Here is a 14,752-nt window from a genome sequence, read left to right as displayed (position 1 = left end):
AAAACCTGTATTAAAATACCAGAACTGCCGAAGTATATTTTCCGGGAACGGAGCTCATTTTCAGGCTGCCACCGTGCAATTGCATGATTTGCCGGGAAATACTGAGTCCGATTCCCGAACCATTTTCTTTGGTGGTAAAAAACGGAACAAAAATTTTGTCCATCAATTCATCCGAAATTCCGGGGCCGTTGTCCGTAACCGAAATGGTAGGGTGTCCTGCTTCGTTAACCGTTGCTTTGATCCTGATTTTTGCATTTTTATTCTCTTCATTGGCCTGGTAAGCATTTTTTACGAGGTTGATGAGTACCTGCGAAATTTGCTTTTCATCGGCGTGTAATTCCAGTTGTGGTGGCATAACATTACACGATAACTCAACATGTTCGGCATTCTCAAACGAAGATGATAAGATCCGTATATGATCGATCAGGTTTTTCACCTGGAAGACTTTCTTCACGGGAGCCGGAAGCCGTGTGATTTTCCGGTACGAATCAACAAAATTGATCAGTCCTTTGCCTTGTTCGCGAATCACTTCCAGCCCGCGAATGGTGTTCTCAATCGTTTTTGTGTTAATGTCTTCAGGCGATACCATTGCCCCGTTTTTGTAAAAATATCCGGCCAGACTTTCAGATAAAGAGGTTACCGGAGTGATTGAGTTCATGATCTCGTGCATCATTACGCGTATCAGTTTGCGCCACGATTCCAGCTCTTTTTCATCCAGTTGGTTCTTAATATCGTGCACCGAAATCAGCATCAACTCATCTTTGTCTGAAATAAATGAATTCGACTTGACGAGCAACTGAAAAATTCCGCTTTTTAAATGTAAAGTGATCAGTCTTTGCTCTGAGGGGTGTATTTCTTTTATCGTCTGAAAAAGTTTGGGATCAATTCGTTCCAACTGGTTGATGTGGGTAAGAACATCCACTTCAAAAAGTTGTTTGGCTAGTTTGTTCGAGTGCAGAATAAATCCTTTTCTGTTGAAGGTGAACATCCCGGTGGCAGCGTGTTCCAGAAGGGCCTGAAAATATTGTTCCTGCTTTTGGTTATCGAGATAAATTTGCTGAATCTGTGAGTTTACTTTTTGCAGACTTTGGTTCAGGTCGTTTATAATTTTGTTGTTGACGTTATTCGGGAACCGAAGTGTAGAATCTTCGTTTTTTATGGCATCAAAAAAGTAAAATATGCGTCGGTTTATGCGGTTCAAAAAATAGATGAGGTTAATGGTAACTCCCAAAATAAACAGGGCAGGAATGATGGCAAAAATGTACGCTTGCCGGTCAAATATCAGCCAGCCTAAAAACAGGGCACCGGTCAGTAAAAGCAGGACTCTGATAAGGATTTTGACGTATAGATTTTTACTTATCATAGCCCGTATTTTTTTATTTTATTATACAGCGTTTGGCGTGTAATTCCCAGTTTATCGGCGGCCAGGCTCATATTTCCTGCATTTTTATCAATGGCCGAAACAATCATACGTTTTTCCATTTCCTCAATGGTCAGCAGTTCATCTTCAAACTTCGATGCAAATACTTGTTTAAAGAAAAAGTCTTCGGGTTTTAGCACCATTGAATCACTCAAAATTACGGCCTTTTCAATGGTGTGTTGCAGTTCGCGAATGTTGCCGGGCCAGTTGTATTTCAGCAGCTTTTCCTGGGCAGGTTGGTTGATTTTTAACCCGTGTTTTTCGTATTTCGAAGCAAATTTTTTCAGGAAAAAATCGGCCAGAACTATAATGTCGTCGCCTCTTTCGCGCAGCGGAGGAACTTCTATTTGAATGGTGTTAATACGGTACAACAAATCTTCGCGAAACAAACCTTCAACTACCATATTCTCCAGTTTTTTGTTGGTGGCACAAACCAGCCGTATATCAACAGGGATAGGTTTATCAGAACCTAAACGCATAAATTCCCGGTTTTGAATAGCTGCCAGTAATTTGGCCTGCAGATGAAAGGAAAGGTTCCCGATTTCGTCGAGAAACAGTGTTCCCTTGTGGGCCGTTTCGAATTTGCCGGCGCGGTTTTCGCGGGCATCGGTAAAAGCACCTTTTACGTGGCCAAAAAGTTCACTTTCAAAAAGTGTTTCGCTAATGGCGCCCATATCAACACTAACCATCACCTCGTTTCGGCGCTGCGAGAGACGGTGTATTTCGCGGGCGATCAGTTCTTTTCCTGTTCCGTTTTCTCCGGTAATCAGAATGTTTGCATTGGTTTTTGCCACTTTTCGCACCATGTTCATCACCTGTGTAAGTTGTGGCGACGAACCAATAATAAACTTCTGATCGCGGTTTAGCTCCTGCTTTAATCCGGCTTCTTTTTGCCTGAGTTTTCCAACTTCAGTTTTCGAAAAGTTAAGCTGAACAGCAGCTTTAATTGTAGCCAGTAGTTTGCTGTTGTCCCAGGGTTTTGGAACGAAATCGGTGGCTCCCTGTTTTAGTGCTTTTACAGCCAGTTCCACATCGCTGTAAGCGGTTATAAGTACCACCGAAATATCGGGGTAGCTTTTTTTTATTTGTTCAAGCCAGTACAAACCTTCGTTTCCGGTATTTATTCCGGCCTGAAAATTCATGTCGAGAATAACAACATTATAGTTGCCGGTCCGCAATTCATTGGGAATGAGGTTCGGATTGGTAATTCCTTTTACGGCATCGAATTCCTGCCCCAGCAAAATTTCCAGGGTGCTGATGATGCTTTTGTTGTCGTCGACTATTAAGATGTTTCCTTTTGGCATGTTGTGCAATATTGATCGCCTTTCCACCCTCTGACTCCCTGAAGGGAGAACCGGAAAGGCTCTGTTTGAATCAACCACCTTAAGTCCCCTTTAGGGGATTTAGGGGTAAGAACTGATGAATCAAAATTAGACTAAGCCAAAACCATTTCCAACCAACTGTAAAATTATTTTACAATATTCTGTAAATTATTTTAACGATTCTGAAAATTGATGAATCTTAAGCAGCACAATATCAGTTGTTTGGGTTTGTGGCATTATAATGGCACGGGTAGTAGAAACAATTTTTATACGATGATAAAAAAACGAATAATTCTCATTATAGTTTTGTATTTGATAATTGGAAATACGGCTCAGGCTCAGCAAAAATGGAGCCTGAGCCAATGTATTTCATATGCCATTGAAAACAACATTAATTTAAAGGATTACGAGATTCTTGAAAGATTATCGCTGGAACAGGCGCGCCAGGCCAAACGAAATATGTTGCCCGGTATAGAAGCTTCAAGTGGTGCTGGCTTAAGTTTTGGTCGTTCGGCCGACCCGAATACCAATGACTATATCAATACCGAGTTTTTTTCCAGCAGCTTCGATTTGTCGTCGTCCATTGTTGTTTTCGATGGATTTCGAATTCAGAACCAGATAAAATACCAGCAATTCAGGAAACAGGCCTCGGAATATAACCGGCTAAAGGCAACCGACGATTTGGCGTTTAACGTGATGGTGGCCTTTTTTGATGTGGTTTATTATAAAGGAATGCTCGGAATTGCCAACGAGCAGGTAGAAGCCTCAAAGCTAAGTTTGAAAACAACAGAAAAGAAAGTGGAAGTTGGTTTAAAAGCCAAAACCGACTTATTAGACATGCGTGCCAATCTGGAGCGCGAAGAACTCAACAAAATTCAGATTGAAAACACGCTGGAAACAGCAACATTAAAACTAAAGCAGTTGATGAATCTTATTTCGACTGAGGAAATGGAGCTGGTAGATGATTCGACGGTGGTAATTAACGAACAAGTAACTCAGCCACAACAGCTTTTTGAACAGTACACCGGTTGGTCGCCTTATTACCGGTCGATTGAAGCCAATGTGAAAGCCACGGAAAAAGGCCTTGCTTTAAGTCGCTCGGCACTTTACCCGTCAATTTATGCCAGAGGATCGATAGGTACAGGTTTTTACGAAACCAATACCGACGCCGATGGAAACACAGTGGCTTTTGGCGATCAGTGGAAAAATAACAAAAACCAGTATCTGGGAGCCTCGTTAAGTATCCCGGTTTTTAGCCGGTGGAGCAATCGATCAGAGGTGAAAAAGGCAAAACTGGAACTGGAACGTGCTCAAAATAATCTGGACGATGAACGTCAAAAAATGTTTTTCGACATGGTGAATGACCTTACGGAACTGGAATCGCTGTACAAAGAGCACAGTCAGTATGTAAAACGCACCGAGGTTGACGAGCTGGCTTTCCAGGCTGCCGAGAAGAAATTCGACCAGGGACTGATAGACATCAACGATTACTACATTGCTAAAAACCGCTTGGCGAATACACAAAGTCAGGTTTTGCGTTCGCGTACCCAGTGGGAGATAAAAATGAAAATACTGCAGTTTTACCGCGGACAGCGCTTTTGGGAAATGGAAGAAAGTTTACAGTAGCAGTAGGCAGTTTGCAATAAGCAAAAAGGGAAAAGTCATTAGACATTGGTCATTAGGAAGAAAACTAATGACTATTGACCAATGACAAATTAATTGAAATAAAATAAAACATATCATAGGATGCACGGCACGTTGCCCTCTGCTCCATGCTCAAAGCAGGTTTATTATGGGAATGGATAAAAAAATTGAAAAGAAGAAAGGCCTAAAAGCCAAACACATTATTTGGATTGTTGGCGGATTAGCATTTGCCTTTCTGTTGTATAAAGTGGTATCGGGAAGCAGTGGTTCCGTGTTTCGGGCCGAGAAAGATAAGCTGACCATAAGCTCCGTTACCGACGGCGAGTTTAACGATTACATCACCGTAATTGGCCAGGTGGAACCGATAACAACCATTTTCCTCGATGTGGAAGAAGGTGGAAAAGTGGAAGAGATTTTCATCGAAGAAGGAGAAATGGTGAAAAAAGGTGATGTTATTCTTCGTTTGAAAAACAACGACCTGAATACCACCATTATGAACAGTGAATCGAATATGGCATATCATTCCAACGAGCTCAGGAACACGCAAATTGCCATTGAACAACAACAGATTGGTAACCAGCGAGCCAAGCTACAGATTGATTTGCAGGTAACACAGGCTGAACGAAAATATAAACAATATAAGGCATTGTATGAAGATGACCTGATTGCCCGCGAGGAATACCTGCAAGCCAAAGAAGATTACGACCTGGCACTCAAAGAAAAGGAACTGACTTACCTGAAGTTTGAACAGGATTCGATTTTTCGTTCCAACCAAAAGAAAAATATGGACGAGAGTCTGGAAAATATGCGCGATAACCTGGCAATGGCCCGCCTGCGTTTGGATAACCTGAATGTAAAAGCACCTGCCGACGGTCAGTTGGGATTATTAAATGCTGAGATCGGGGAGTCAATTGCCCGCGGACAGCGAATAGGGATGATAAATATTTTAACCGACTTTAAAATCAATGCGCTTATCGACGAACATTACATCGATCGTGTGCGCCGCGGTTTAAATTCGTCGTTCGATCGTGGTGGCGAAAACTACAACCTAACCGTTAAAAAGGTATATCCTGAAGTTCGTGAAGGTCAGTTTGAAATTGATATGATCTTTGAAGGGGCAAAACCGGATAACATTCGCACCGGGCAAACTTATCACACAAAATTACAGCTCGGTCAACCTGAAAAAGCCGTACTAATTCCAAAAGGTGGCTTCTTTCAAAGTACCGGAGGCCAGTGGGTTTATGTGCTAAACGATAACGGAACGGAAGCCGAAAAACGCAGCATCCGCATCGGGAAACAAAACCCACAGTATTATGAAGTGTTGGAAGGTTTAACACCGGGAGAGAAAGTGATTACTTCAAGCTATGATTTGTTTGGCGATAACGACAAGATTGTTTTTAAGTAAAAAGTAAAAAGTAGAAAGGCAAAAGGCAAAAGTTGCTTGTCATTTCGAAGGAGGTACGACTGAGAAATCTCTACCATTTATTAACAGATTTCTCCTCCTGAGTCGTCGAAATGACAAAAATAGAATCAAACAACAAAATAAAAATATCATGATAAAGACAGAAAATCTGACAAAAGTATTCCGCACTGAAGAGGTGGAAACCAGTGCATTGAATGAAGTAAGCCTTCATATAAAAAAGGGCGAATTTGTAGCCATTATGGGGCCTTCGGGTTGCGGGAAATCAACCTTAATGAATATTATCGGCTTACTGGATAATCCGACCAGCGGCGAATATTATTTCGATGGTGCAGAAGTTGGGCAGTTAAAAGAACGGAACCGTACCATGCTGCGCAAAGGAAATATTGGTTTTGTATTTCAGAGCTTTAACCTGATTGATGAGCTGAATGTTTACGAAAATGTGGAGCTTCCACTCATCTATTTAAAACTAAAAGCCCGCGAGCGCAAAGAAATGGTAGAGAAAGTACTGGAGCGAATGAAAATTGCGCACCGTGCAAAACACTTCCCGCAACAACTTTCAGGAGGTCAGCAGCAGCGTGTGGCCATTGCCCGTGCGGTAGTTGCCAACCCGAAACTGATTCTTGCCGATGAGCCAACGGGTAACCTTGACTCTAAAAACGGTCTGGAAGTAATGAACCTGCTTACCGAACTCAACCGCGAAGGAACAACCATTGTTATGGTTACCCACTCGTTGCACGACTCGGAATTTGCCCACCGCGTTGTAAACCTGTTCGACGGTATGATTATTACCGAAGAGGTGAAAAAAGAAATGGGAGAGATCCTGTTGTAAAAGAGCAGATCGCGAAGCGCAACGGGCAGAGAGAGAGGTTAACGCCTTGCTTTCTGCGCGAACCAACATAAAATCGGAAGCCATGAAAAATTTACGATTTATATTCAGAATGTTTAGGCGAAATCCTTTGTTGGTTTTTGTAAACCTGCCCGGATTAGCCATCGGATTAAGTGCAGTATTGCTGTTATCAGTTTACCTGAAACACGAGTTGAGTTACGACCAGCATTTTCAAACAAAAAACAATGTTTTACGACTTTACAACGCAGTTACCGAAAATGGAAATACCACCAATTATGCCATTTGTTTGCGCAAAGCGTACACCGAAATTCCATCGCGGGTTCCGGAAATAAGATCGGCCACTCAGATTTATAACGGCTGGAATACTACAGCAGAATTTGAGAAGCAAAAATTCCCAAACGTGCATATGTTGTTTGCCGACAAGGATTTCTTTGATGTTTTCGGACTGGAGTTGATTCAGGGAAACGCCGATGATGCTTTGGTGGGTGAAAAAAACGTGGTTATTACCCGGTCAACTGCATTAAAAGTATTCAATACTGAGGATTGTGTTGGCAAGGTTTTAAATGTTTCGGAAGATCCGGTTACTGTAACGGGTGTAATAAATGATTTACCCAATAATACGCATTTTAATTTCGATTTGCTGCTTTCGATGCAGACGGTTCATCCTGAAAACTGGGGTGGGCTGGAACTTTACACCTATTTCAGAATTGATGAAAATGCGGATTTAGCTTCGGTAGGTGAAAAAATAGCCGCTGCAAACAACGAGCTTATGAAACCCTGGGGTGAACCATTCAGCCTAACAGTAGAAACGGGAACTGAGCTGCTGGCTGATCTGCATTTGCATTCGGCTGTTGACTTTGATCTTTCGCCAAAAGCCAATTTAACGCACGTGTTTATTATTGCCGGCATTGCTTTTTTAGTGCTGCTTATTGCCATGGTGAATTACATTAACCTATATGTTTTACATGGCGAAAAACGCATTTCTGAAATTGCTTCCCGAAAGTCACTGGGAGCAACGCAAAGCACTTTGTCACGTTTGTTTTTTACCGAAACATCGGTAATTAGCCTTTTGTCGTTTGTGTTGGCGTTGGGACTAACGGCACTTGTTCAGCCCGCGTTTGCGAGGCTAATGAAAAGCCAGATCGAACTTTCAGACATGTTTTCCTTCTCCGGCATTTTGCTGGTTATGGGAATTCTAACAATTTTAATACTGGTTTCGGGTGCCTATCCAAGTTATTATTTGTCGAAGTTAAATCTCGTAAATGCGCTTAAAGGAAAGTCTTCAAAAGTAAAACGTAAAAGCACCTTGTCGCGCATTGCCGTTATTTCGCAGTTTTCCATTTCTGTTTTTCTCATTAGTGCCCTGGTAATTGTTTTTGCCCAGGTGAACTATTTAAAGGAAGTGCCTCTGGGTTTTAATCCCGGGAATGTAATCGGCATCACCAACCTGAATAATGAGGTGCGAAGAAGCGCGTCGTCTATTGCTGATGAATTATCGCAACTGGCATTTGTTGAAGATGTTGCATCTTCCGATCATGGCATGGGGCATGGCTCTAGCGGACAGGGAATAAAAAAATATGGCGATCCCGGAAATTTTAAAGGTATTAATGAATACCGGGTACAACCCGGGTTTGCAAAAACAATGCAGCTGGAACTGGTCGACGGCCGTTATTTTAATAACTCGGAAGCAGACAAAAGAGCAGTGATTCTTAATGAAGCTGCAGCAAAAATGCTTGGTCCCGATGTAAAAGTGGGGAGCTTGCTCGATATGTTTGACGAACCTTTAACGGTAATTGCCATTGCAAAGGATTTTTATTACATCGATCATCCGGGAGCACCAATTGCACCTCTTGTTCTTACCAACTACCGCACCAACGTAAACAATCTATATGTGCGAACAAAAGAAGGAACTACCTCTGCTCAGCTGGCCCAAATTGATGAGGTGATTAAAAGCTATTCACCGGAATTGATCATTAGCAAGTTTCAGTTAACTGATGTTTACGCCAATAAATACACCAACGAAGAGCGAATGATAAAACTGGTTACTACCGGTGCCGGATTGGCAATTATCATCAGTTTTATTGGATTAATGGCGCTTTCGGTGATGAATGTAAACCGACGGAAAAAGGAAATTGGAATACGTAAAGTGATTGGTAGCACAGAATCGCAGGTGGTAAGCGAGTTGTTGAAAGAGACCTTTATCCTGGTGCTAATTGCTATCGCAATAGCTTTTACCGGCAGCTATTTTACCATGCATCAATGGTTACAGCATTTTGTAAACCGCGTTTCCATCAGTCCTGTATATTTTCTGATTAGTGCTGCTTTTGCACTGTTTATAGGCTTTATGGCTGTTGGCTGGCAAAGCTGGCGGGCCGCTACACGAAATCCAGTGGAGGCACTTCGATATGAATAGTGAGAAGTGCGAAGATGCTGACAAACGAAGTTTAGTCAGTATTGAAGCTTTGAGGTATGAATAGAGAGAGGAGCAAAGAATCATGCATCCCAGATGGAACAATGAAATATGAATATTTTTTATACTAAACTATGACCAGATTTAATTTTTTACTTGTAATAAGAAGATTATTTAGAAACAGACTCTACACGATAATTAGTATTGTTAGTCTTACAATCGCCATTTCTGTTGTGCTTTTTCTGCTCAATTTTATGGTGCATGAATTGAAGACTGATCAGTTTAACAAAAATAAAAATCAAATAGCAAGAATATTACAAAAGTACGATGACAGGTTCGACCAGATTATCCCAACTATCGTTGCTCCAACTTTAAAAGCAAATGACCCTTCAGTTTTAAACTTTGTTAGGTATACGAAAGAATTTCTTCCTGAGCCGGTAACTGTACATAAAGAGGGTGTTACAGGAAATGAGCCAGGAATATTGTATGCCGATCAGTCTTTGTTCGATGTCTTTTCATTCCCCATTGTTCTTGGAGATATTAGTGAGTTTGACCAAACACCCAATGCTTTGGTAATTAGTGAGCGGAGTGCCCGCAAATATTTTGGACAGGAAAATCCAATTGGGCAACAACTCACTTTCGATTTGTATACTGATAATATGAAAAAATCGCCAAAGCAATTTCAGGTTGCTGCCGTGATGAAAAACATCCCTTCAACATCAACCATACAGGCTGATTTTGTTATGAACTTAGATGGGAAAACCAGTAACCATTGGGGAGCAGGTAGAGTTGAATCATTTCTTTTACTGTCTCCGAATGCCATAAGGGAAGAGGTTGAGACGAATATAGCTGAAACTTATTTTGCCAATTATGGAAATAAATTTAATTCTAAACCCGACTACGACGAATGGAAGCTTCAGCCGTTAACGGATATCCACTTTCATTCAGAATACGTTACAGGTGGCTCTATGGGGTCGCTGGTGTTTATCAAGGTGTTGACAATTATTTCGGTATTGATTCTTAGTGTTGCTTTGCTGAATTATATTCTCTTGAATTCATCGCTATCGCTTAAGTATTTCAAGACACAAAAGATTTTGAGTTTTAATGGTGCGGGTAAACGCGATGTTTTTATCAATGAGATTATTTATACCTTGTTGCAAATGTTACTCGCCTTGTTTTTGGCGGCTCCCCTGGCTCAATTCATTCATCAACATTTTGGAGAGTATTTGGGAAATAATCATCAGTTTATTCTTTACGATTATCCATTGCAGCTTTTCCTGATATTGGGAAGTGCCCTTATACTTGGCAGTATAGCTGCTTGGCTGCTAGAGAGACTTTTATCGGGGACTTTACACCGCATGCAGCATAAAAGCGTAAACCTGAAGTCGCGACAATCGATGGGGGCTTATTTTATTGTTGGACAGATTATTGTTTTTACGGCTTTGTTAATGTCTTCTTTCGTTCTGGTCAAACAGATGAACTACATTCAAGAAAAAGATCCCGGATGTGACCTAAATAATACACAATCTTTTGCTATCCGCGAAACTGATCTTTCACGCATCGCAGCTATAAAACAGGAACTTTTAAAATCACCGTTTATTACAAACTTTTCGCATGGGGTACCTTTGCCTGTTGGAGGGGAGAACATGGAAGAAGTTAAAGTTGAAAATAACCCGAAGGAAAGCATTTCTGCAATATTACTTCAGGAAGATCCTGAATTTGTAGAGGTTTATAATATTCCACTTTTAGCAGGTAGGAACTTGGACCCCAATAAGCAACCTAAATCATTTGATGATTTTTTCAAAGTTCGAAATTCCCCTATAGAAGTGTTGGTGAATGAAAGTTTTGCTGAGAAAATGAATCAAAAGAATGTATTGGGAACTATTTTGCGTGGTCATGGTTTTCAGCATGGTGTTATTGTTGGAGTTGTTGACGATTTTCATTCCGAATCCTATTACAACCCAATAAAACCAACCGTTCTGGCTTATCACATGTCCAGGGTCACCGGTTCTTATTCCATCAAGTATAAAGAGGGGCATTTAGTGGAAGCATGCAAACACCTCAAGACCGTCTACGATGAATTTTATCCCGATTCTTTTTTGTATCAATGGCATTATGATCAATCAGAAGCTTATGGGAAAGATATTCGCCGTACAAAACTGATTTCCGGATTAACAATTGTGACCATCCTGATTAGTGTACTTGGATTGATTGGTTGGTCAATTCTTGCTACTGAAGGAAAAACCAAAGAAATTGGTATTCGAAAAGTTAACGGAGCTAAAGTTTCTGAAATCCTTACTATGTTAAATCGAGATTTTGTAAGATGGGTAACTATTGCTTCCATTGTTGCAACTCCCATTGCATACTATGTTATGACCAAATGGCTCGAGAACTTTGCTTACAAAACCACATTAAGTTGGTGGATTTTTGCCTTGGCCGGAGTGTTGGCATTGGGAATTGCGCTGTTGACTGTGAGTTGGCAGAGTTGGCGCGCAGCAACGCGCAATCCTGTCGAAGCGTTGAGATACGAATAAGCTAGTTTTTACCCCAAACCCCTAAAGGGGTTTCTGGGACCGAGCAATGCACCAGATTAGTGAAGAAAATGAAAGTTAAAATTATAAGAGAAGTGATACGCCAATCGGAGACGTAAAAAAGTCCCCTTTAGAGGAAATAGGGGTTAAAAAAAATTAGAATTACAAAATTATATAAATGTCAATAAGCGATAATGTTTCAATGTTTTACGGGGCAAAAGCTCATATTTTCGAAAAGGCAAAACTTTTACGAAATAACATGACTGAGGCTGAAATTTTGTTGTGGGAGCAATTAAAAGGGAAGAAGGTTTTGGGACTTCGTTTCCGTCCACAGCATCCTATTGACATTTTTATCGCTGATTTTTATTGTCAACCGTTAAAACTTGTAATTGAAGTAGATGGAGGGATTCATAAATCAAAAGATCAAAAAGAATATGATATTGGCAGAACCGGCGAATTGAATTATTGGGGTATTGAAGTGGTCCGATTCACAAATGAAGAGGTTGAGAGAAATATAACCCAAGTAATTGAAACAATAAAGCAGAAATGTATAAAACGCCAATCGGAGATAGCAAAAGGTCCCCTTCAGGGGATTTAGGGGTGAGGAAACAGGTGGAAAAGCCAAGGTAAAACACTTTGTTTTTACCCCAAACCCCTAAAGGGGCTTATGGGAGTCAGCATTGAACAAGATTTTGTGAAGAATATGAAAGTTAAAATTCAAAATAAATAACTCGCCAATCGGAGATGTGAACAAGTCCCCTTTAGGGGATTTAGGGGTAAGAATAATTAAAAAACGAAAAACTATGTTACGATTCAAAATAAGACTGGCATTCAGGAATTTGTTGAAGAATAAGTTGTATTCATCGCTTATTATTGGTGGGTTTGCCATTGGTTTTACGGCCTGTATTTTAATAGCTTTGTTTTACAGTGCTGAACACAATGTGAACAAACACTATACCCGGCATGAACAGATTTATCGCGTGTATGATGCCAAAAAGAATGAGTCGGGACTCGATTACAAAATCAACGCTGTAATTGCCGAACAATACCCTGATGTTGAAAAAGCCTGTCCGCTCGGGTACTCGTATTTTCCATTTACACTAAAAGATCCTGAAACAAGAAATTATACACGTGTTGAGTACACTGTTTCAACGAACAATAACTTTTTCAATGTATTTTCAATACCCGTTTTATCCAGTCTGGATGAAAAGCCTTTTAGTCAGTTGAACTCGGCAGTAATTACAGAGTCATTAGCCAGAAAACTTTTTGGGGATGAGAATCCGTTAGGAAAAACGATTAAAGAAGAATTTTTCTCGGCAACAGTTACTGCTGTTATGCAGGATTTGCCCGATAATTCGAGTTTTAAAGCCGAACTATTGCTGAATAGCGAAAATGAAGAATTTCAGATGGCGCAAGCCTGCAATGACGGTGTTTGTATATTTCCAGTCGAACACTTTCTGTTGTTAAAAGACAATATCGAACCCGATGAGTTTGCAAAGAAAATGAATGCCTCTATCGGGCAGTTTAATACCACTACCGACAGCCTGGCACTGCAAAGTTTATCCGATATCTATCTGTTTCCAATAAAGTTGGGTTGGACTGATGAGCATAGCAAAGGCAATTCAAAAATGCTGTTTATCTTTTTGGCTATTGCAATTCTGATTATTCTCCTTTCGAGTATTAATTACCTCAATTACACGGTTTCAATGCAATACGCAAAACTGAAAGAAATTGGCATCAACAAAACCAATGGCGCGGGGAAACCACATTTGCTCATCGATTCTTTTATTGAAGTTACCCTAGGAATTTTTATTGCTTTGATTATTTCGGTGCTATTTGTCTCGTTGCTTTTACCGGCAACCGGAACCTTATTTGGAAGAGAAATTCATCTTGCCGATGTTAATCTTCAACAATTATTGCCTGTTGTTTTGGGTATCGTTACCGGCATTATTTTTCTGAACAGTTTAGCGCCTATCTATATTTTATCCCGGTTTAACATTGCCGATTTTCTGCAGGGAGGACGCAAAAGAAACGGAAAACAATTCGGTAAACAGCTAATGCTTACTTTTCAGTTAACAGTTTCCATTGCCCTGATTGCAGTTGTGATGCTGATTTTTAAACAATTACAATACGTAAAACACTATGATTTAGGTTTTAACGAAGAGCACTTGTTGAGGGTAGAACTTCCGTGGCTGAGTGAAAACCAGACGACATTGCGAAACGAGTTCAGCGATCTTCCTTTTGTATCGGGCAGTGCTTTGAGTAACGGTTATCCCGGGCTAATTAATATGAGTATGGGAAGTGGAGTAGAAGACGATGAGTTTATGGTCGAATGTATTTATGTAACTGAAAACTTCCTGGAAACAATGGGCGTTCAGCTACTTGATGGTCGAAATTTTTTGTCGGGCGATAAAGGAAAGGCGTGTTTGATGAATGAAGCTGCCGTAAAACGTTATGGCTGGGAAGATATTATTGGCAAAAAATATAACAACGGAAGAGAAGGTGGTTACGATGTAGTGGGGATGGTGAATAATTTCAACGTTGAATCGTTACATTCTTCTTTAAGTCCGGTTGCGTTGATTTACGAATCCGACCGCGAGTATAATACGCTTTCACTGCGGCTGATTCCCGGGAACCTTGGACAGCAAATAAGTGAACTTCGGAAAGTTTGGGGGCGCCTGTTACCGGACGACCCCATGGAATTTACTTTCTACGACGACCAGTTTCAGGCCATGTACCAAAAAGAAGATAAGTTGGCCAAATCCATTACATTCTTTTCAATAATTGCAATTGTGCTAACTTGTATGGGGATTTTAGGTCAGATTTTCCTGATCAGTTTAAACCGGACGAAAGAAATCGGTGTGCGCAAAGTGAATGGTGCAACCGTTTCGGAAATACTGGTTTTGCTGAATAAAGATTTTGTGATTTGGGTAATTGTAGCTTTGGTAATTGCCACCCCCATTGCATACTACGCCATGAATAAATGGCTCGAAAACTTTGCCTATAAAACCACACTAAGCTGGTGGATATTTGCCCTGGCCGGAATACTGGCTTTGGGAATTGCCCTGTTAACCGTTAGCTGGCAAAGCTGGCGGGCGGCAACGCGAAATCCTGTCGAAGCACTTCGATACGAGTAGTGAGAAGTGCGTAGATGC

At 40.8% G+C, this 14,752-nt stretch carries 9 protein-coding genes; 7 read left to right on the top strand and 2 right to left on the bottom strand.

Annotated elements, in window-relative coordinates; all coding sequences use genetic code 11:
- Positions 1 to 10: 10 nt before the first annotated feature.
- Positions 11 to 1,363: a sensor histidine kinase gene (locus LH29_RS00780; RefSeq protein WP_045025678.1), complete on the bottom strand. Its 1,353-nt coding sequence runs from the start codon at positions 1,361 to 1,363 to the stop codon at positions 11 to 13.
- A complete protein-coding gene (locus LH29_RS00775) occupies positions 1,360 to 2,724 on the bottom strand; it encodes a sigma-54-dependent transcriptional regulator (protein WP_045025676.1) in 1,365 nt (454 codons plus the stop codon). The genes LH29_RS00780 and LH29_RS00775 overlap by 4 nt, the downstream gene beginning before the upstream one ends.
- A 291-nt stretch (positions 2,725 to 3,015) precedes the next feature.
- On the opposite strand from LH29_RS00775, the gene LH29_RS00770 reads away from it, so the two are divergent.
- The 7 genes from LH29_RS00770 to LH29_RS00740 all read left to right on the top strand — a co-directional run bounded on the left by LH29_RS00770 (position 3,016) and on the right by LH29_RS00740 (position 14,734).
- Entirely contained in the window at positions 3,016 to 4,368 is a 1,353-nt protein-coding gene (locus tag LH29_RS00770; RefSeq protein ID WP_045025673.1) for a TolC family protein, read from the top strand.
- A gap of 166 nt (positions 4,369 to 4,534) precedes the next feature.
- Positions 4,535 to 5,791, top strand: coding sequence for an efflux RND transporter periplasmic adaptor subunit (locus tag LH29_RS00765; RefSeq protein ID WP_232302807.1), 1,257 nt, complete (start codon positions 4,535 to 4,537; stop codon positions 5,789 to 5,791).
- A 148-nt stretch (positions 5,792 to 5,939) separates the two neighbouring features.
- A complete protein-coding gene (locus LH29_RS00760; RefSeq protein ID WP_045025671.1) occupies positions 5,940 to 6,638 on the top strand; it encodes an ABC transporter ATP-binding protein in 699 nt (232 codons plus the stop codon).
- A gap of 82 nt (positions 6,639 to 6,720) precedes the next feature.
- Positions 6,721 to 9,069: an ABC transporter permease gene (locus tag LH29_RS00755; RefSeq protein ID WP_082063361.1), complete on the top strand. Its 2,349-nt coding sequence runs from the start codon at positions 6,721 to 6,723 to the stop codon at positions 9,067 to 9,069.
- Positions 9,070 to 9,200: 131 nt separating this feature from the next.
- Positions 9,201 to 11,600: an ABC transporter permease gene (locus LH29_RS00750; protein ID WP_082063360.1), complete on the top strand. Its 2,400-nt coding sequence runs from the start codon at positions 9,201 to 9,203 to the stop codon at positions 11,598 to 11,600.
- A 175-nt stretch (positions 11,601 to 11,775) separates the two neighbouring features.
- Positions 11,776 to 12,195, top strand: coding sequence for an endonuclease domain-containing protein (locus tag LH29_RS00745; RefSeq protein WP_045025665.1), 420 nt, complete (start codon positions 11,776 to 11,778; stop codon positions 12,193 to 12,195).
- Positions 12,196 to 12,400: 205 nt separating this feature from the next.
- Positions 12,401 to 14,734 carry an ABC transporter permease gene (locus LH29_RS00740; protein WP_045025664.1) on the top strand — a complete coding sequence of 778 codons (2,334 nt, stop codon included), beginning with the start codon at positions 12,401 to 12,403 and terminating at the stop codon, positions 14,732 to 14,734.
- Positions 14,735 to 14,752 lie beyond the last annotated feature (18 nt).

The sequence above is a fragment of the Draconibacterium sediminis genome (assembly GCF_000949475.1).
In the GTDB taxonomy this organism is placed as follows: Bacteria; Bacteroidota; Bacteroidia; order Bacteroidales; family Prolixibacteraceae; genus Draconibacterium; species Draconibacterium sediminis.
Note: the sequence above shows the minus strand (reverse complement) of the source record. Positions and strands in the feature narration are given on the sequence as shown.

Coding starts and splice junctions, on each gene's coding strand:
- LH29_RS00750 (WP_082063360.1), top strand. CDS start 9,201: ATGACCAGATTTAATTTTTTACTTGTAATAAGAAGATTATTTAGAAAC.
- LH29_RS00780 (WP_045025678.1), bottom strand. CDS start 1,363: ATGATAAGTAAAAATCTATACGTCAAAATCCTTATCAGAGTCCTGCTT.
- LH29_RS00765 (WP_232302807.1), top strand. CDS start 4,535: ATGGGAATGGATAAAAAAATTGAAAAGAAGAAAGGCCTAAAAGCCAAA.
- LH29_RS00745 (WP_045025665.1), top strand. CDS start 11,776: ATGTCAATAAGCGATAATGTTTCAATGTTTTACGGGGCAAAAGCTCAT.
- LH29_RS00770 (WP_045025673.1), top strand. CDS start 3,016: ATGATAAAAAAACGAATAATTCTCATTATAGTTTTGTATTTGATAATT.
- LH29_RS00760 (WP_045025671.1), top strand. CDS start 5,940: ATGATAAAGACAGAAAATCTGACAAAAGTATTCCGCACTGAAGAGGTG.
- LH29_RS00740 (WP_045025664.1), top strand. CDS start 12,401: ATGTTACGATTCAAAATAAGACTGGCATTCAGGAATTTGTTGAAGAAT.
- LH29_RS00775 (WP_045025676.1), bottom strand. CDS start 2,724: ATGCCAAAAGGAAACATCTTAATAGTCGACGACAACAAAAGCATCATC.
- LH29_RS00755 (WP_082063361.1), top strand. CDS start 6,721: ATGAAAAATTTACGATTTATATTCAGAATGTTTAGGCGAAATCCTTTG.